This is a genomic window from Paenibacillus sp. F024 (genome assembly GCF_057814255.1).
Window position 1 is genome coordinate 43,902 of sequence record NZ_JBVASZ010000013.1, and the last position, 18,053, is coordinate 61,954.

At 50.6% G+C, this 18,053-nt stretch carries 21 protein-coding genes; 13 read left to right on the forward strand and 8 right to left on the reverse strand.

Annotation, left to right across the window (positions count from 1 at the left end):
* Positions 1–35: 35 nt before the first annotated feature.
* From araD to ACZYR9_RS14910, 4 genes are all read left to right on the forward strand, one after another.
* On the forward strand, positions 36–731 hold the full coding sequence (gene araD / locus ACZYR9_RS14895; RefSeq protein ID WP_488979274.1) for an L-ribulose-5-phosphate 4-epimerase: 696 nt from the start codon (positions 36–38) through the stop codon (positions 729–731).
* 16 nt (positions 732–747) lie between these two features.
* A complete protein-coding gene (locus ACZYR9_RS14900) occupies positions 748–2,418 on the forward strand; it encodes a ribulokinase (protein WP_488979275.1) in 1,671 nt (556 codons plus the stop codon).
* Between the two features lie 165 nt (positions 2,419–2,583).
* Entirely contained in the window at positions 2,584–4,359 is a 1,776-nt protein-coding gene (locus ACZYR9_RS14905) for a stalk domain-containing protein (protein WP_488979276.1), read from the forward strand.
* Positions 4,360–4,583: 224 nt separating this feature from the next.
* Positions 4,584–5,066 carry a hypothetical protein gene (locus tag ACZYR9_RS14910; RefSeq protein WP_488979277.1) on the forward strand — a complete coding sequence of 161 codons (483 nt, stop codon included), beginning with the start codon at positions 4,584–4,586 and terminating at the stop codon, positions 5,064–5,066.
* Between the two features lie 43 nt (positions 5,067–5,109).
* Here the strand turns inward: ACZYR9_RS14910 and ACZYR9_RS14915 are convergent, their stop codons facing one another.
* Positions 5,110–6,060, reverse strand: a complete 951-nt coding sequence (locus ACZYR9_RS14915) for an SPL family radical SAM protein (RefSeq protein ID WP_488979278.1) — start codon at positions 6,058–6,060, stop codon at positions 5,110–5,112.
* Between the two features lie 119 nt (positions 6,061–6,179).
* Here ACZYR9_RS14915 and ACZYR9_RS14920 point away from each other — a divergent pair, with 119 nt between their 5' ends.
* Positions 6,180–6,458 carry an alpha/beta-type small acid-soluble spore protein gene (locus tag ACZYR9_RS14920; RefSeq protein ID WP_488979279.1) on the forward strand — a complete coding sequence of 93 codons (279 nt, stop codon included), beginning with the start codon at positions 6,180–6,182 and terminating at the stop codon, positions 6,456–6,458.
* A 169-nt stretch (positions 6,459–6,627) separates the two neighbouring features.
* A complete protein-coding gene (locus ACZYR9_RS14925; RefSeq protein WP_488979280.1) occupies positions 6,628–7,923 on the forward strand; it encodes a diguanylate cyclase domain-containing protein in 1,296 nt (431 codons plus the stop codon).
* A 51-nt stretch (positions 7,924–7,974) separates the two neighbouring features.
* Here the strand turns inward: ACZYR9_RS14925 and ACZYR9_RS14930 are convergent, their stop codons facing one another.
* Complete coding sequence (locus ACZYR9_RS14930) at positions 7,975–8,103, reverse strand: DUF6254 family protein (protein WP_488979281.1); 129 nt, start codon at positions 8,101–8,103, stop codon at positions 7,975–7,977.
* A gap of 192 nt (positions 8,104–8,295) precedes the next feature.
* Here ACZYR9_RS14930 and ACZYR9_RS14935 point away from each other — a divergent pair, with 192 nt between their 5' ends.
* Positions 8,296–9,510, forward strand: coding sequence for an MFS transporter (locus tag ACZYR9_RS14935; protein ID WP_488979282.1), 1,215 nt, complete (start codon positions 8,296–8,298; stop codon positions 9,508–9,510).
* 44 nt (positions 9,511–9,554) lie between these two features.
* Here the strand turns inward: ACZYR9_RS14935 and ACZYR9_RS14940 are convergent, their stop codons facing one another.
* Positions 9,555–9,734 (reverse strand): hypothetical protein, encoded by a 180-nt coding sequence (locus tag ACZYR9_RS14940; RefSeq protein ID WP_488979283.1) that lies wholly within the window; start codon positions 9,732–9,734, stop codon positions 9,555–9,557.
* Between the two features lie 208 nt (positions 9,735–9,942).
* Between ACZYR9_RS14940 and ACZYR9_RS14945 the strand changes: the two genes are divergently transcribed.
* Entirely contained in the window at positions 9,943–10,419 is a 477-nt protein-coding gene (locus tag ACZYR9_RS14945; protein WP_488979284.1) for a DUF2062 domain-containing protein, read from the forward strand.
* A gap of 15 nt (positions 10,420–10,434) precedes the next feature.
* On the opposite strand, the gene ACZYR9_RS14950 is transcribed toward ACZYR9_RS14945, so the two are convergent.
* Positions 10,435–10,866, reverse strand: coding sequence for a MarR family winged helix-turn-helix transcriptional regulator (locus tag ACZYR9_RS14950; RefSeq protein WP_488979285.1), 432 nt, complete (start codon positions 10,864–10,866; stop codon positions 10,435–10,437).
* Between the two features lie 293 nt (positions 10,867–11,159).
* Between ACZYR9_RS14950 and ACZYR9_RS14955 the strand changes: the two genes are divergently transcribed.
* On the forward strand, positions 11,160–11,477 hold the full coding sequence (locus ACZYR9_RS14955; RefSeq protein ID WP_488979286.1) for a hypothetical protein: 318 nt from the start codon (positions 11,160–11,162) through the stop codon (positions 11,475–11,477).
* A 218-nt stretch (positions 11,478–11,695) separates the two neighbouring features.
* Here ACZYR9_RS14955 and ACZYR9_RS14960 read toward each other — a convergent pair whose 3' ends face one another.
* Both ACZYR9_RS14960 and ACZYR9_RS14965 read right to left on the reverse strand, forming a co-directional pair.
* Positions 11,696–12,322: an FMN-dependent NADH-azoreductase gene (locus ACZYR9_RS14960; protein ID WP_488979287.1), complete on the reverse strand. Its 627-nt coding sequence runs from the start codon at positions 12,320–12,322 to the stop codon at positions 11,696–11,698.
* Between the two features lie 210 nt (positions 12,323–12,532).
* The gene (locus tag ACZYR9_RS14965; RefSeq protein WP_488979288.1) at positions 12,533–12,799 is read right to left on the reverse strand and encodes a hypothetical protein; all 267 of its coding nucleotides are present in this window, start codon (positions 12,797–12,799) and stop codon (positions 12,533–12,535) included.
* 278 nt (positions 12,800–13,077) lie between these two features.
* Between ACZYR9_RS14965 and ACZYR9_RS14970 the strand changes: the two genes are divergently transcribed.
* On the forward strand, positions 13,078–13,746 hold the full coding sequence (locus ACZYR9_RS14970; RefSeq protein WP_488979289.1) for a tetratricopeptide repeat protein: 669 nt from the start codon (positions 13,078–13,080) through the stop codon (positions 13,744–13,746).
* Here the strand turns inward: ACZYR9_RS14970 and thiO are convergent.
* Both thiO and ACZYR9_RS14980 read right to left on the reverse strand, forming a co-directional pair.
* Positions 13,741–14,895, reverse strand: coding sequence for a glycine oxidase ThiO (thiO, locus tag ACZYR9_RS14975; protein ID WP_488979290.1), 1,155 nt, complete (start codon positions 14,893–14,895; stop codon positions 13,741–13,743). The genes ACZYR9_RS14970 and thiO overlap by 6 nt on opposite strands.
* On the reverse strand, positions 14,892–15,566 hold the full coding sequence (locus ACZYR9_RS14980) for a thiamine phosphate synthase (RefSeq protein ID WP_488979291.1): 675 nt from the start codon (positions 15,564–15,566) through the stop codon (positions 14,892–14,894). The genes thiO and ACZYR9_RS14980 overlap by 4 nt, the downstream gene beginning before the upstream one ends.
* A 189-nt stretch (positions 15,567–15,755) precedes the next feature.
* Here ACZYR9_RS14980 and thiD point away from each other — a divergent pair, with 189 nt between their 5' ends.
* The 3 genes from thiD to ACZYR9_RS14995 all read left to right on the forward strand — a co-directional run bounded on the left by thiD (position 15,756) and on the right by ACZYR9_RS14995 (position 17,979).
* On the forward strand, positions 15,756–16,574 hold the full coding sequence (gene thiD, locus ACZYR9_RS14985) for a bifunctional hydroxymethylpyrimidine kinase/phosphomethylpyrimidine kinase (RefSeq protein WP_488979292.1): 819 nt from the start codon (positions 15,756–15,758) through the stop codon (positions 16,572–16,574).
* Positions 16,575–16,688: 114 nt separating this feature from the next.
* Positions 16,689–17,138, forward strand: a complete 450-nt coding sequence (locus tag ACZYR9_RS14990; RefSeq protein WP_488979293.1) for a DUF86 domain-containing protein — start codon at positions 16,689–16,691, stop codon at positions 17,136–17,138.
* A gap of 205 nt (positions 17,139–17,343) precedes the next feature.
* The gene (locus ACZYR9_RS14995) at positions 17,344–17,979 is read left to right on the forward strand and encodes a helix-turn-helix transcriptional regulator (RefSeq protein WP_488979294.1); all 636 of its coding nucleotides are present in this window, start codon (positions 17,344–17,346) and stop codon (positions 17,977–17,979) included.
* Positions 17,980–18,053 lie beyond the last annotated feature (74 nt).

An 18,053-nucleotide genomic window follows, 5' to 3' on the forward strand; every position in this document is an offset into this window, starting at 1 on the left:
AAATTATATCCTTTCGTTGAAAGGGGCTGCCTTATTTGTTAGAACAACTTAAACGTGATGTGCTGAATGCCAACCTGGAATTACCCAAGCACGGGCTCGTGACCTTCACGTGGGGGAATGTAAGCGGTATTGACCGTTCCTCCGGTCTGGTGGTCATCAAGCCCAGCGGTGTTGCCTATGAGCAAATGAGAGCCGAAGATATGGTCGTGGTTGATTTGAGCGGAACGATCGTGGAGGGAGAGCTGAAGCCGTCTTCCGACACACCGACCCATTTGGCCTTATATAAGGCCTTCGCTTCGATCGGAGGGATTGTTCATACGCATTCGCCTTGGGCAACGATCTGGGCTCAAGCAGGCCGGTGTCTGCCGTCGCTGGGAACGACGCATGCGGACTATTTTTACGGGGAAATCCCCTGTACCCGGCCGCTGACGACAGCCGAAATCGAAGGAGCCTATGAGCTGGAGACCGGGAACGTCATTATCGAAACCTTTCGGAATCGGAACGTCGACCCCATGCAAATTCCAAGCATTCTCGTTCACTGCCATGCCCCGTTCTGCTGGGGGACAGATCCGTACAATGCTGTTCATAACGCCGTAGTGCTGGAAGAGACGGCAAAGATGGCCTATCATACCTTCCAATTGAATCCTAAAGCGGGTGCAATGGACCAGTCGCTGCTGGACCGGCATTTTTTAAGAAAGCATGGTGCAAGCGCTTACTATGGACAAAAATAGGAGAAGGTGGCCATCCATGAACAAAAAATACGCGATCGGCATTGATTTTGGAACAGAATCGGGACGCGCGCTGCTTGTCGATCTCTCGAACGGTGCGGAAGTGGCAACGCATGTCACTCCGTATACGCATGGTGTTATCGATGAAGAGCTCCCAGGCTCCGGGGTCCGGCTTGAGCACGACTGGGCGCTGCAGCATCCCGGCGACTATATCGAAGTATTGAAGCGTTCGGTGCCGGAGGTGATAAAGCAGTCAGGCGTAAGTCCGGACGATGTGATCGGGATCGGGATCGACTTTACGGCCTGCACGATGCTGCCGGTCGACCCCGAGGGAATACCGCTGTGCTTTAAGCCCGAACTTCAAAGCCAACCGCACAGCTGGCCCAAGCTGTGGAAGCACCATGCGGCTCAGGATGAAGCCAATCTAATCAATGAGATTGCCGAACAGCGCGGAGAAGCGTTCCTTCTCCGTTACGGGGGCAAGATTTCATCGGAATGGATGGTTGCTAAGGTATGGCAAATTCTCAATGAGGCGCCGGAAATTTATTCCCAAACGGATCGGTTTCTCGAAGCGGCGGATTGGGTCGTATCCCAAATGACAGGCCATATTCTGCGCAACAGCTGTACGGCCGGCTACAAGGCCATCTGGCATAAGCAGGAGGGATATCCAAGCAGGGAGTTCTTCCAAGAGCTGGATCCGCGGCTGACGAGCTTGACCGAAACAAAGCTTCGCGGCGAGGTAGTGCCCCTTGGCACCAAAGCCGGGGGGCTTACACCGGAAATGGCGGAGCAGATGGGACTTTGTCCGGACATAGCGGTCGCCGTCGGCAACGTGGACGCCCACGCGGCGGTGCCGGGGGTCGGAGTCGTTACTCCTGGCAAGCTTGTGATGGCGATGGGCACCTCGATCTGCCATATGCTGCTCGGCGAGAAGGAGAAGCAGGTGGAGGGGATGTGCGGTGTTGTGGAAGACGGGATCATTCCCGGTTATTTTGGCTATGAAGCGGGCCAATCGGCTGTAGGAGACATTTTTGCATGGTATGTAGAACATGGGTCTCCGGCATATGTGGCCAAGGAGGCTGAGCAGGAAGGCATAAGCGTACACGAATGGCTGGAGAAGCGGGCCGCGGCTTACCGGCCGGGGCAGTCCGGACTTCTTGCCTTGGATTGGTGGAACGGCAACCGTTCCGTACTGGTCGATACCGATTTGACGGGACTCATGATCGGATACACGCTTTCAACCAAGCCGGAGGAGATTTATCGCGCTTTACTGGAAGCGACGGCGTTCGGGACGCGGAAGATTGTCGATGCGTTCCACGATAATGGTGTAGAGGTTCACGAGCTTTATGCCTGCGGAGGCCTGCCTCAGCGCAATCGTCTCCTCATGCAAATCTATGCTGATGTGACGAACCGTGAGATTAAGATTGCCGATTCCACGCAGACGATGGCTCTTGGTGCGGCGATGTTCGGCGCGGTAGCGGCGGGATCGGCTCAGGGCGGTTATGATTCCATCGTGGAAGCGGCGGAGCAGATGGCGCGTATCCGCGAAGAAACATTCAAGCCGATTCCCGAAAATGCGGCTGTGTATGAACAGCTCTATCAGGAGTATATCAAGCTGCATGACTATTTCGGACGCGGCGGCAGCGACCTGATGAAGAAGCTAAAAGCGATCAAAGAAGAGGCGCACTAATTTTTGAAACTCCATGTTTACCTAAAGCCGTATTCCCTCGAAAAGCGGATTACGGCTCTTTATTGTTCGCAATAATCAAATTATTCGTCCGGTTCACTTCAACCTGTGCTCCCCGAGATGCGTTTGAGAATGAAGTAATGAATTCATGATTTTGGGGGGTTGAAGATGAAGACTAAAAATGTATTGGCGTGGATAACTGTGCTGGGTTTACTGGTACCCGCCTCCGCACAAGCGAACGATCCGCCGTCACCTGCAGCCGTTCACCTGAACGGAAACAGCCTGAAGCTGCAGCATGCGCCGATCGAGGAAAAGGACGGCTTTCTCATCCCGTTACGGGAGGTGCTGGAGGCGTCCGGATGGAAGATCACCTGGTACAATGAGGGTCAGACCATTACGGCAGATAAGCAAACCGGAAACCAAAACCGCTCGTTGAAGGTGAGTATCGGTTATGATCGCGGGGCATTTAATGGAAATATGCACGATTTGTCCGCTGCTCCCAGGCTGGTGGACGGAACAGCTTATCTTCCGGTCAACGCCTTGAGGCATCTGGATATGAAGCTGGATTGGGATGCGGCAAAGCGGGTCATTCTGATTGAAGACGCTTCTGATGCCCGCACGTTTGTTTATTTGAACGGCAGCCGGTATGAAGGAGAATTGTTCGGAGGCATTCCGAACGGAAAAGGAAAGCTGTACAGTGCAGAAGGACATCTGATATATGAAGGGGATATGTCCAACGGGCTTGCTCATGGTACGGGGAAGCTGTATAACCAAGACGGAAAACTGCAGTACAGCGGCAGCTTTGATCATGATCGTCTGCATGGTTGGGGCAAGGCGTACAGACCGGATGGCACACTGGAGTACTCGGGAATTTTTTCTTATGGTAAAAGAACCGGGAAAGGCTTTTCTTATCTGAGCAATGGTATGAAATGGGCTCCGGATTGGGATGACCAAGCGTTATCACCGAAGAAAACAGTCATTTATCCCAATGGAGTCAAGTTTACCGGCTCTTTCTCAGCAGGCCAGGCAGAGGGTGAGGGCAAGCTGGTCTCCTTGTTCGGGGAGATCATTGCAGAAGGGAATTGGAAGCAGGGACGCTTGGAGACGGATAGCGTATCTTCAACACAGTTGGCATCTGTGACTGACACTATCGATTACAGTCTGATTACGCGTTCTGCCGTGCTGCAGAGGTATGTAAGCAAAGCCTATGGCTTTGATGTGCGGCTTCCGCAGGCGTGGCTCGGCAAACCGCTTGAAATCAAGGAAGGCCCGGGTGAGGTCTCATTTTTCTATATCTCCCCTTCCCAGCCTGAACGAAAAATCCCTCTGCTTACCATCAAGCGGTATACCGGGCAGGAATGGCCGGCAACAAGCACCGTCGTACGTTTGAAGGAGAATAACGGTTGGATATTCGGCTATGGGATCGACCGTGAAGAGGAGGAATTGCCCGTGCAAGAAGCAGCCGATGCTTTTGCAATGCAGGAAAGCGCCAAGCAATTGCCGGAAGGCTTTGAGTTCCTCCAGCCGGAGGTCAGCCTTAGCGCACAAGATGGTAACCTATCGGATAAACCATTGTGGGAGAAATTCACACATATCGAAAAATGGACTCTGCAAACGGCCGGGGTTTATCCGGAAGGCATATGGTTAAACGAGAGCGATAAGAAGCTGATCGTCAACCGGCTTCAGGAAGTTTATGGTCCGACAGAGGCTGAACGGAGGTTTGGCTTCCAGAATAAACAAGTGGACGGAGGCTATGAACCCATTCCGATCGGTTATGCGTCCATCGCCATGATTGGAGATGATTTACAAGTAAAGCGGGAGCTGGACTCCGTCAGCAATCAGCTTCGGATTACGTTGGCGGGCAATGATGTCGAGGTTATGTACACACTGGATTCAGTAACCTACAAGATTGTGGATTACCAAATCATCAGGTCCAACTACTAGGCGGATTATGGAAAAGTCTCTAGGATCGACGTATCCTGGAGGCTGTTTTGGTTTGCAGGACCGCTATGAATAAAAAGTAACTGATCAAGCCGTAACGAAGCCTGTTTAACATTCGTGAGCAGGCTTCGGCGCGTTGTCAAATCATCGCAAGGCAGCGGCTGAATAGCATCAGTCATACAGAAGAATACTTACCTTAGATATCTGTATATTCCAAGGGAGGTATTATGAAAAAGCTTTTTCTTCTGGCTTCCATTATACTGCTGCTCTTTACTGCCCAACCGGTCCAAGCGGAGAACGTTGTACCATATGAAGAACAATGGCAGAGCACGGACTCCGGCAGTTATGGAGCCAACAGGTACAGATCGGGCAGAGGCTCCTACACAGGCGGAAGAACGGGAGGGGTGGCGCCCGGCGTGGGAACCGCTCCAAGGACGCCGGGCGATAATGTAAGAAATAACCCCAGAACCACCGTTCCGCCGGGAGGAGGTACAGCGGCACCAGGCCGCGGGACTGGCCTGGGCAGTCTGTTTGGCGGCTTTGCCGCCGGAGCTATATTAGGCAGTATTCTGAACCCGTTCGGTTTTTTCGGTGCGGGATACGGTTTCGGTACGCCGTACGGCGGCTTTTCGTTACTCGGACTTCTGTTCTGGGGAGCGATTTTGTTCTTCGTGTACCGCTGGTTTAAACGAATAAGAAGAAACAGCTAGCCTCCCAGGCTGTAAGAGGTGTTTGTCATTACAGCCTGCTGATTTAATCGAATGTAAACGATAATTGGATAGGCTCGGAGGCTTTCGTATCCATGGCCTGTGCATTGCCGTTAGGCTGCAAATACGGCTGGTATGCCGGGATATGATATTTATGAAGCAGGTCATGCAGCCGGTCAAGCGTTTCGTTTCTATACGGCTTGGGAGCGTATGCGGAACGGCTGTATAACTGTGCGAAAGGTCCCAGAAGCTTAGGATAATGCTCCCGCAGCGTACCGAAAAACCATGACTTTACTGCGCTCGTGTTCAACCGGAGCACCGATCCCATAATAAATTGAGCACCCGCGCCGGATGCATGCTTAACAACCTGCTCCAGTGAATTGGGGCTATCTGTGAGGAAGGGAAGGATCGGCGCCACGAATATGCCGGTTTCCACTCCTTCGTCGTTTAAGCTCCGTACTGCTTCCAGTCTTCGCTGCGGCGAGGGAGTCATAGGTTCAAAGTGACGCCAAATATTTTTGTCTAATGTGTTCAGACTGATATTGACGGAGCTGCCGGTAAGTTTTCGGAGTATATCCAGATCACGCAAAATGAGCGGGGAACGTGTCGTAATGCTGACCGGAATCCGGTAAGCCGCAAGGACCTCCAAGCACTGACGGGTGAGCAGCAAACGGCCTTCGAGCGGCTGATATGGATCCGTGGCCGTACCGATGGCTACTTTACCCAGCTTCTCCCGTCCGTTTTTCGAGCGGAGCATCCGGACAACCTGAGCTTCGAGAGCCTCGCGGGCATTATCTTTATACAAAATATGATGCTGAAACGTATCATCCGCATTCATGCCCAAAAAGGAATGAGTGGAACGTGCGTAACAAAAGCTGCAGCCGTGCTGGCAGCCGCGGTAGGGATTAATGGACCAGTCGAATGGCATGGACGGAGCTTTTACAGGATTGAGCATCTGTTTGGCTTGCATCGGTTCAAAAGTCGTTGGTAAAGCCAAAGCAACATCCATCCTTTCATCTGAAACAAGAACACATGTTCTATATTTTGATTATAAATAAGAACATATATTCTGTCAAATATTTAAACGATTTTGAGAAGGAAAGGAGTCATAATGAGATGACAAGAAGAAGAGGAAGAAGGCCTCTCGTTCCGGGAGCCGGACAGGGATTGGAGAATCTTAAAGCGGAAGTGATGCAGAGGGCTGGGTATGCGGTGAACAGGGACCGGCCGGATCTGGTGAAATACGAGGTGGCCCGTTCGTTAGGCGTACCCTTACGGCCCACGGATAACGGGAGCCTGTCTACGGAAGAGGCAGGAAAAATCGGAGGTCAGATCGGGGGGCGTATGGTGCGGGAAATGATCCGAATGGCTCAAGAGCAGTTGACCAAAAAATAATCAAACGCCAGCTGCTTCTCCTGACGTACAGTGTCAGGGACGCCGCAGGATCACGCCTACGGTATCTGGCTCCTTAAATCATTCATTTCTAGCAAAAATTGTTGAAAAAGATGCGTTGAAACCATATCATAGGACTATACCATCATTATCGACAAGGGAGGAGTTTTCCATGTTCAATGTATGGCTCAGACTCCTTCCTAAACATCGGTTCGGTTCCGACATTATTGAAAGCTTGACCCGTATGCTGCTCGTCCTGGGACTATTTTTTCTATTTATGATGACATTGATTAATGTTTTTTTGAATCGAATGAATGAAGAAGTCATGAAGTTGGAGAAGATCTCGAGAAATGTGCTGATTTTGCAACAAACGTTGATCGATCAGGAAACAGGACAGCGGGGTTACAGCTTGACCGGAGATGTGACGTTTTTGCAGTCCATCGAGAGTTTGTCATCGAATTATTTGGAAACGATGAGGGAACTGCAAGGCGATATCGCCGCATATCCTGAATTTATCGAACCTTTTAGACAATTATTGGAAGCCGGACTGTATTGGCAGGAAAAATACGGACCACGGCAGGCGGAAGCCTGGAGAAACGGACAGGCATTAACGTCCGAGGAGCTGCTGGGCGGAAAATTGATCATCGACGATTTTCGCAATCGGTCCATGGAGATCTCGCGCATGATTCACTCCAAGCAATCGGCCGTATCGGCAGCTTATACGTCCAGCATCACAAAAACGTTATTCGCTTCCATTATCGTATGTGCGATTGTCACAGGCTTGGTAATGTCTGACGTGGTTCAAAAGCTGCGGCGGATCATCCGTCCGATCAATGAGCTAAGCTCCGCTGTAGAAGGATATGCTCAGCAAAAGTTTGAGGTGTCTGTACCGCAGCTCAAGCAAAATGATGAGCTGGGCAAGCTTTTCGATCATATCGAGCATATGCGGCTGATGCTGAAGCATCATTTTGAACAGAGCCGACGGCAGGTGTATTTGGATGGGTTAACCGGCATCGGGAACCGGCGGTATTTTGACGAGTCACTGGATTTGGCATTGGAACGTTCGATAACAGAGGGAGAGATATTCAGCTTGATTCTGATGGACATCGACCGGTTCAAACGCTTTAACGATACCTATGGACATGCGCAAGGAGATAAACTGCTTAAGCATGTCTCCGGTGTCATGCAAAGCCTTCTGCCGGACCATATGGTGTTCGCCAGATACGGGGGGGAGGAATTTGCGGTTATTGTCCCCGGGAGCGGGAGAGGTATTGATGAAGCGATTGTCGTGGCTGAGAAGCTGCGAAGCGAGGTGGAGCGGCAAACGCTGGATTCCTTCCGGATCACGGCAAGCTTCGGTATTGCCTCTCTAAGAAAAGGCGATACCGCGGAGTCGCTTTTGGTACGTGCGGATCAGGCGCTATACACTTCTAAACATAAAGGACGAAATTGTGTCTCGACAAGATAGAAGGACGATTAAGGGACCCCACGGGCTGCGCCTCGGTGGGGTCTTCGGCTGCTATTGTTTCGGATGGTCGGCATCATACTCAGCCGAGTATTGCGCAAGAGACTTGATTTTACCGTGCGGCTGCTGAGTTTGCTTGCGGATTTTCCATTGGTTTTCCAGACGTCTTTGTGAATGGCTCATCCCTTGTCAGCTCCTTTGCGTCACGTCAAATAAAGTGGTCTTGCTTCTATAGCATGGCGGAGCTTAAGCAATTTTATGTTGGTTAAATACGGACAAGGCTGTGGCGGATATCATTGCATTGCGGGATTGATTGCTTTAAAGTGATCTACAGATGAGATCAGTATTTAAGAAGCATATGAACGGGTGGAGCAGATGAAGGCATTTTTTTGGACGGGGTGCTTGTCTTATTTGTTGATCGGATTAGCTCATGTCATTATGGGCTCTCTTCTTCCTGAAATTTTGGCTTATTACAGCAAGGATTACAGCGATGGAGGTCTTCTTGTATCCTTACAATTCTCAGGGTTTTTAATCGGAGTCCTTTCAGGGCCCGGGTGTGCCCGAACGCTTGGTAAACGGGGAGCGCTCCTGCTGTGTCTGTTCTTCTTGAGCGCTGCGCAGCTGGTCTTTTTCTCTCTGCCGGCTTGGGGGCTGGTGCTCGCGACCGCGCCTTTGGCCGGATTTGGATTCGGGATGGTGGAGGCGATCATCGGCACCTTGGTCATTCAACATATGGAAGGAAGTCAAAAAACTTCATCCATGACACGTCTGGAGGTTTTCTTCGGCCTGGGCGCTTTAGTCATGCCGCTTGTTTCCTCCGCCTTCATGGCTGCTGGCTGGTGGAGGGGCTCCTTCCTAAGCTTGAGTCTCCTTTCAATGATCGTTTTGGTTCTTTGGGCAAAGCTGCCGATGGGTAACATGCAGCGTCATATGAGCCGCCAGACCGGCGGCCATGCCGCAGTTAAGGAAGCCCGGACCCGGATGAGCATGAGCGGCAGCTCCTGGAAGCTGCTGATCTTGTTTTTGCTCATCTTTGTGGTTTATGTAGGAACAGAGATGAGCGTGGCCAACTTCATGCCGGCCATTCTTATTGAGAACGCAGGGGTTAAACCGGAAATCGGTGCGCTGGGAGTCACCTGCTTTTGGGCCGCTGTTACCGTTGGCCGGTTATTTGCCGCGCAGCTCGCGGAGAAGCTGGGTAAATCACGGTATTTGCTTATCAGCTCCATCGGGGGAGCCTTGATTTTGACCGGCTTTATCATGGTAAGCGGAGCAGTATCCAGCTTCGCATTAATCCTTCTTCTCGGACTTATGATGTCCGGCATGTTTGCCGTTGCGCTGGTTTATGCCAATGAGTTCTTCCGGGGAAGAGAGGAACGGATTACCAGCATGCTGATTGCCGCGGGAGGGGTTGGCGGCGCCCTCGTTCCTCTCTTGACGGGATGGCTTATGGAACGCCTATCCATTCAACAGGCGTTATGGGTCTTGGTTCTGTTCTATGTGCTGATGTTTGCTTTAGTGCTTCAAGCTTCCCGGCTGGGGGAAGGAAAGGGCGGCTCATCTGCTTCGGCCCCGGATTCCTTAAGTTAAGCGTAATAAAAAAGAGAAAACGGCCTGCCGAGGCCGTCTTTCATTCATGATGGCTCTTCCCTGTCGAGGTTCAGATCTTCAAGTGTATATCGATGGTTCCACAAAAATTCCATATCGTATTCTATGGAATCGCTTACAATGAATTGAAGCAAAACCGCCATAAACCCAGCGAGGATCGCTCCGAGCAACGCCAACCACATTAGAAGCTGAATCGTATGGTACATACAGACACGCTCCTTCTCGGCTTTGTTGCTATTATGGTATGAACGGTTATGGCAAAAGATGATTCTGATGAAGCGGAATGATGCAGACTTACCCTTGTCACAGACCGGTTCCGTAACTATAATGGAGAATAAGTACCATGGAAGCCCAAACGAATAGGAGCCATAGCTGCTCCTATTCGTTTTTATCAGAGGTTCAGGAGATGGAATAATGAAATGGACAAGAAAATGGAGATGGGCCCTGATCCGGTTAATCCGGGTGAAGTCGGCCGCACGTAATGTGTCTTTAGGTCTGGTTGTAGGTTTTATTCCGTGCTGGTTTCCTACGTTCGGTATCGGAGCTCTTCTTTCAGCCGCGCTGGCACGCTTGTTTAAAGCCAGTGTAGCGGCAGCTGTTCTTGCTGCGGCGCTCGGTTCTTTTCTCTGGCCGGTACTGTTCTACCTCAATTATAAAATCGGCGGGTTCGTATCTTCGCACTTCAGCAGACATGCTCCTGCAGATATCGACATTGATAAAGTGGAATATGTGGAAGCCGCAGAGAGTGTTCAAAGCTGGGCGCAGCTGGGCATTGATTTTACAGCAGGCGCCATCATCAACAGCGTGATTTTCACAGTCACAGGCTACTATGTTTTTCTGTTCGCTCTCACGAAATACCGTGTGCCGCTAATGAATAAACTGCGTTCTTAAGCGCAGTGCAGCGGTTTAAGATGTCTCTTCTCTGCTTAATATCTGATTGAAAATGCGGTTTAAATGACGTACATCCTCTTCGGGTAATTCTCCAAAGTATGCCTCAACCACTTTTTTCCTATGGGCCTTCAAGGCAGCGAGGATTTCTCTGCCTTTGTCCGTAATTTCCATCATGACCACCCTGCGGTCTTCCTCAGACCGGGTCCTTTCGGCAAACCCTCCCGCAATCAGCTTATCGGATAACGTTGTAACGGCCCCGGAAGTAATCCATAGCGCTTCGGCGATTTGGGATACCTTGAGGGGTCCCTCGCTATCCAATTTTTCCAGAATAATGGCTTGCGAAGCCGATACACCTTGCTCTTCAAATTTGGACCAGCTTGCTCTTATTCTTCGAAACAACTGTCTGAATGTTTCCTCCAACTCATATAAATCTTGCCGGCTTGTCATGGAATCCCCCTTTATACTTATCTACAGTATCCATTGTACCACGAATTGCCCAATTTCCCGAAGCCTACATTGGGAGAGGTATAAGACCTTGTCAAAATGCGGGAGGATTTTATACATGATGAATCCACTCAACCGGTATTTTTGTCAATTCAATGACGGTTCGTTAACGATGTCTTCAAACAAATGACAATTTTAAGTCTATAGGAGAGGGACGGTTGTACGGCTAATGGTTTCGTGGTAATCTTGTGGATGAAGTAGTGAAAGCTAGGTAATCTTTCGGGGAGTGGAACACCTTGACATATGACTCCATTTATTGGTTCATTCTGGGAGCCGGGTGTATTTTGACAGGTCTTGTCGGCATCGGCTTCATGCTCAAAACCAAAAAGCTTCTTCTGTCGTTTTTGACAGGTACTGCGGTTAACGTGATTATCACAGTCGCTGCCTGCTGGTGGTGGGCATCGGTTTTTGCGGGACCGGATCACCATTTTTCGCGTATGTTCGGCTTGTTTGGTTTAATTATTTCATTCGTAAACAATGAGGTATTGCTCTTTTTCGCCCAATTCGTCATGAAAAAGAAAGCAGGCGGAGAGCCGGCGCCCACAAATGGATAACAGGTTCGGATAGAATGTAACAAAACTGTAATCTGTCTTTTATTTGGACTTAATGTTCATGGTTTATAATAATTATCGACCCCCTTTTTAATATATATATCCCTTGATAGCCTGCAATCCCGGAGATTGCGGGCTATTTTTTTGCGTTTTTTTTCTTAGGGAAAAGAAAAAGACTCCGCGGTGCGGCATGCCGGACCGGGAGTCTTGCGTTTACGTGCTTAGAAGGAGGCAGCCAGCTTGGAAGCCTGGTTCAATCCTTCTTCTACGATGGATTGCGCACGGTCAGGGAACTGATTGTGTCCTTCGATGACCGTTGTTTCAATATCGGTAACTCCGAAGAAGCCCATGATGTTCTTGACATAATTAAGCGACATTTCCAATTGAGCCATCGGACCTTCTGAGTAAACGCCGCCGCGGGCGTTAAGCAGTACGACCTTTTTGTCGCCGGCAAGACCAACAGGGCCTTCTGCAGTATATTTGAATGTTTTGCCTGCTTGGCTTAGGTAAGTGAGGTATGTGATCAGCTGTGCAGGGACGGTGAAGTTCCACAATGGAAAAGCAATCACCACTTTATCGGCAGCCAAAAATTGATTCAGATAGCGGTTAACGACTTCGGTCGCCTGCTTTTCTTCTGCAGTCAGCTCAAATCCGTTGGCAAGCTTGTACATACCGGTCATGGCGACAGTATCGTAATAAGGAAGATTTTCGGCAAACAGGTCCAGCTCTGTAATTTGGTCAGCAGGGTGAGACTGTTTATAGCTTTCCAAAAAAGTATTGTACAGCTTGACACTGATTGCTTGATCGGCAGGACGATCGTTTGCTTTGATAAATAATACGGTAGACATAGTGCAGCCTCCTCTAAGTTGAAAGAAGTTTTTATAATAACTTACTTTACGTAAGTATAATAATCGAAATAACTTACGAAAGTCAAGTGAATAATTTTTTTAAAGTCAAAAGAAACGGTCAACCAACCGGGCCGGGATGTTAAGGTACCGGTGGAGAATAGAGAAGATGAATGAAAAAAAGCAGGAGTCGGAAGCCTGCCATCCGACTCCTTACTTCTGCTTCTGTGACCATTGATGAAATTTTCTTTCGTTCGCATCCCAACGGAAATTGGCGATGAAAAATCCGACGATGCTAAATACCACAAGACGGATCGTAAACCACGAGCTGATGAAGGTCTGTTGCGAAAGCCATTCAATCCCGGTAAAAAAAAGGGTCAGCAGCAATCCCCAGCTTACGACTCCGCAGTACATTACATATTTTGCTTTTCCCATTTGCCTTGTTTTCCGCCATTTGTCAGCCTGTGCTTCGTTCATCATTCTTGGTTCCTCCTGATCGGCTTACCTTATCAAATCACCCATTCGCTGACGCTTCTGCGAATTCCTGCACGTTCAGAGAACGTTCACATGTAGCCGGGCGATTTCGAACATTTTTTCTTTTCATTTTGTCATTATGCCATATCTTGATTATACTGCAAAATAAAGGGTAAATGTCCGGATCGGGCTGTCCAAACCGGGATAGGCTTGCGCGTTGTTATTTAATTAGCCAAATGTGGTACAATCGGCTAAGAATAAATGAGGGCAGGAAGTGATGAAGAATGGGCAAAATTTTGATTTTTTCCATGTTGTGGTGGATTCTAGGCAATCCGTTCATCGCACTTATCGTACTGTTGATCATTTTTTATATGCTGGATCGCCGCTTTATTGGAATCACGCCGAGCGTGCTTAAGCCGCTTAAAAGATCGCGACGCTTGTCGAGGCTCAAGGAGGAGCTTCGTCTCAGCCCGCATCATACTTCGACCAAGCTGGATATTGCCAGAATCTATATGGAACAAAAAAAATATGCTTTGGCGCTTGAGCTGCTGGAGCAGGTAGGCGAAGTGATGGAGGATTCCGCGGATGTGCTGAGCGAGAAGGGGATTTGCAAGCTGAAGCTCGGAAAGGTGGAAGAAGGAGAACGCTTGATTCTGCAGGCGGTTGAATTCAATCCCAGAGTAAAATACGGCGATCCCTTTCTGAAATTGGGCGAAGCCTTCGCGGGTACGGATACCAGGAAAGCGATCGGGTATCTGGAGCGGTTCCGTGAGGTGAATTCCTCTTCCTGCGAAGCGTATTATTTGCTAGGGTTGTTGTATCGCAGGTTAGGCAGAGAGGAAGAAGCCCGCCGGGCGTTCCGTGAGGCTGTGGAACTTTACCGGGGGCTTCCGAAATACAAACGCCGTCATGAACGGCGCTGGGCGCTGCTCGCCCGTTTGAAATCATCATGATCCTATAGCTGCTGCAGAAGCTCTCAGAGGCGAAAATGGCTTGAGATCCATCTGCGGCTTTTCTCCTTTCGCGATCTGGGCAACGATTCTGCCGGTGACCGGAGCGAGTAGAATTCCGTTTCTGTAATGACCCGTTGCGAAAATCAATCCGGGATGCTCATGAATTGTGCCGAGGAACGGCAGCCCGTCCCGCGTCCCGGGGCGCAGCCCCGCCCATGTGCTTATAAATTCAGCCTCTTCCATCCGAGGCAGCAGCTCGGCAGCTTTGCCGTGAAGCCCGGCAATGGCCTTTACGGTAACCTGCTTATCGAAACCGGCTTCCTCTTGCGTAGCTCCGACAATATAGCTTCCGTCGAGCTTCGGTACAATATAGCAGCCATGAGTAAACACCGTAGAACGGATAAGGGGAGCTCCGGTTTTGACCGATATGCACTGCCCTTTTACGGGAAACATGTCTAAGCTGATGCCAAGCGGTTCGGTCAATGCCGGACTCCAGGCTCCGGTAGAAAGGACGAGGATATCGGCATGCAGGGGACCCTCCGAGGTTTGAACGCCGCAGATTCGTCCGGTACCGGGCTCTGCCAGCAGCTTGAATACGGGCGTCCATTCGCGAATGCGGCAGCCCTGACGTACTATGGCTGCGCGAAGCGATTTGGCGAGCCAGACCGGATGGACCTGATGATCGGCGTGAAAATGTAATCCTCCCCGTATGGCGGAGGACAACTCCGGCTCTATCTTCCGCATTTCCTCCGGGTTCAGCCAGTCGGCTTTCTGAATCCACGACAGACGGCTGCGGAGCTCATGCTCGTCGTCTTCGGTCAGGGCGGCGCGCAGAATGCCCTTGCCGATGTATTGTACAGACACACCGCTGATCTGCTCCAGCTCATCGATCCAAGCAGGATATATGTCCTGGCTTTGCCGGCAAAGCTCATAGAACGGCCCGGGGTGATGCGTTTCCACCTGAGCCCCAAGCATACCTGCGGCAGCTGTGGACGCTTCCTGATTCATACCCCCTTTATCTAGAAGGGTGCAGGTAAAACCGGCTTTAGACAGCTCATAGGCCGCGGCACAGCCGATGACCCCACCTCCGATAATGATTGCGGAGGGAGCTGTTGTGCTGCCGCCGGGTTCTTTTGCTGCCGTGCTCATGTTAATCCTCTCCTTGGTTTGTGCTTAGTCCGATCGAGCGCTTCACGGAAAGCGTATACTTGTCCAATGGGGTCAGTGTGCAGCAGGACAGAAGAAAGCACAGCTATCCCTGCTGCCCCGGTGGATAGAACCTCGTCTACGCTATGCGGCTCAATGCCTCCAATGGCGATGACCGGTATGGCTGCAGCCTCGACGGCCTCCTTAAGAGCGGCAATGCCTCTAGGGGCAAGCCCGGGCTTCGAGGCCGTAGCGTATACATGACCGAAAATGAGATAATCCGCTCCTTGGCGTGAAGCCGCGGCTGCTTCATCTGCAGAATGTACCGAGCAGCCGATCATCATGCCTTTGGGGGCAACAGCCCGAGCCTCGGCGGGAGACAGACTGTTTCCTGTGAGCTGCACGCCTTCCGCCGAAGCGGCCAGCGCTGCGTCCAAACGATCGTTCAGCACGATCGCTGTCCCGGGAAGCAGTGGCTTGAGCGCCGATTGCCACCGTACAAGCTCGTGTGCGCTCCTGTGCTTCTCGCGTACATGCAGGACATCGATGAGCGTCGCCGGGCACCGTTTTAAAATGGCGGCCACCTCGCCAAGCTCCTGTCTTCCCGTGGTGATAACGTGCAGCGCATGCCTCCTGTACATTGTCAAAAAGATCGGACCCTTTCTGTAGCTCATTCGTTAACTTCATCATAACGCTTTCGCTTTGGCGGCGTCAAAACGTTTATTCCAGTTGTCATAAAATGATCACCAAACCGATCGACCCTTTCCATTCGGCTTCTTGACGGTAAACCGACGGAAGACTAAACTTAAAATGAAGGAAATTCCCGACATTAGTGTATCTTATTGAATAAGGAGATTGTAGGAATGGTCATATCTAAAGCTCTGACCATCGCCGGTTCGGATAGCGGCGGCGGTGCGGGGATTCAAGCCGATCTCAAAACGTTTCAAATGCTGGACGTGTTCGGAATGTCCGCCATCACGGCCGTCACGGCACAAAATACATTGGGTGTGCATGGAATATACGATATCCCGCTCGAAGGAATCGAAAAGCAGATCGAGGCGGTCCTTTCGGATCTTGGAGCCGATGCGGCCAAAACAGGCATGCTTTCACAGCCGGAGGTCATTGAGCTTGTAGCGGGCTGTATTCGTAAAGCAGGCCTTAAACGATTGGTGGTAGATCCTGTGATGGTCGCAAAAGGCGGAGCCAGCCTTCTTGCCGCGAATGCTCAGGACGCATTGCGCGAAAAGCTGCTGCCGCTGGCTGCTGTGGTTACTCCGAATATTCCGGAAGCGGAGGTCATCACGGGGATGACCTTGTCTTCACTTGAGGATATGAAGATGGCGGCTGCGCGGATCGTGAAGGAGCTTGGCGCTTCAGCAGCGATCGTGAAGGGCGGTCACCGCAGCGGCGAGCCTACCGACGTGCTGTACGACGGTGATAGCTTTCACCTGCTGACAGCAAAGCGTTATGAGACGCGCCATACGCACGGGACAGGCTGCACCTTCTCCGCGGCGATTTGCGCCGAGCTTGCCAAAGGAAAGCCGCTTCTGGAAGCCGCGCATACGGCCAAGCGCTTCATTACACTGGCGATCCGTAACGAACTGGGAATTGGCGGAGGTCACGGCCCGACGAACCATTGGGCATATGTGCGCGAAGGTATACACTGTAAGGAGAATGAATAACGATGAGCTACGAATACTTGATGCAGGCCGTCCTGCTGATTGTTCTGTTGTTAATATCATTCCCTGTGATTCTGTTATGGTCTAAACGGAAAAATAAGAAACGGAGATAACCGCATGTACTATGTCAATCAGGAGCAAATCGATCTGCGTTTGTCCTTTGTGCCTACGCTGCTAAAGGCTTGCGCCAAGTTAAGAGAAGCATGGCCGGCAGACGGGCAGGCGCTAGCTTCGGGGGACCCGCTTCTCCTGCAATTCGCTCAAGAGCGGGCGCTTCATCTTGCTATCGAAACGGTCACCGATGTAGGCAGTCTGCTGATCGATGCGTTTATGATGCGCGATGCAAGCAGCTATGAGGATATCATCGACATTTTGGGCGATGAGGGCGTTTTCGGGCAGGAGACGGCTGCCGTGTTAAAAGAACTGGTTTTGCTGCGCCGCCCGTTAACTCAGGATTACACAAAGCTTATGGATAATGGATTGCATCCCATGATTATCCGGCTTCCGGAAGCACTCTCGGTATTCGCCGAAGCCGTACCCGCGTTCATACGTAAGGAAATGCTTTAGGCGGTTTGGCAGCGGGTACATGATAAACCATCCGGGATATCATACAGTAAAAATCCGCTCTCAAGCCTCTTTCGCGGTTCTTTGTGCACTGAAGTATGGTCATTTACTTATGGATTATTTTCGTTTACAATGTGTTGTATTCAGACGGTACAAGACGCGCCAGGTTGAAGCGGCGTTCGGCTAACAAGAAGGACGGTGAGACCGGATGAACCACGAGACGGATATATCCACAAGAAAAATGATTTTGACCATGCTTAAAACCAAGGGGCCGCTGAGCGTTGGCGAGATGTCCAGACAGCTGGTTATCACAGAAATGGCCGTAAGGCGTCATTTGAACACGCTGGAGCGAGACAACCTGATTGAATCGGAGCTGGTTCGGCAGGCCATAGGCAGACCCATGAATCAGTATTCGCTGACAGAGAACGCGGAGGACTTGTTTCCTAAAAAATACCAGCATTTAACGTTGGATTTGTTGGAAGAGCTGGAAGCCGCTTTGGGAGAAGATAAGGTGAATCTGCTGTTCGATCGCAGAAAGCAGCGCTTGATCAAACGCTATGAGAACCGGATGGAAGGAAAAGCCTTGGCAGACCGGATAATGGAGCTTTCCGACATTCAGAATGCGAACGGCTACATGGTGGAGCTGGAACGTAAAGAAGACGGGTCCTTTTTGCTGAAGGAGCATAACTGTCCCATCTCGCAGGTGGCGAACCAATATAATCATGCTTGCAGCTGCGAGCTGGAGATGTTCGAAAGCCTGCTTGGCAAAGAAGCGCGGGTGGAGCGAACGGAATGTCTGGCTAAGGGAGGCAGCCACTGCGCCTATGTTATACAACCTAAATAAACCATCTTCTGAACGGTCGTGCCGCTGGAGATGGTTTTTTATTTTATAAAAATCGGAAGTTCGGAAAAAAATAA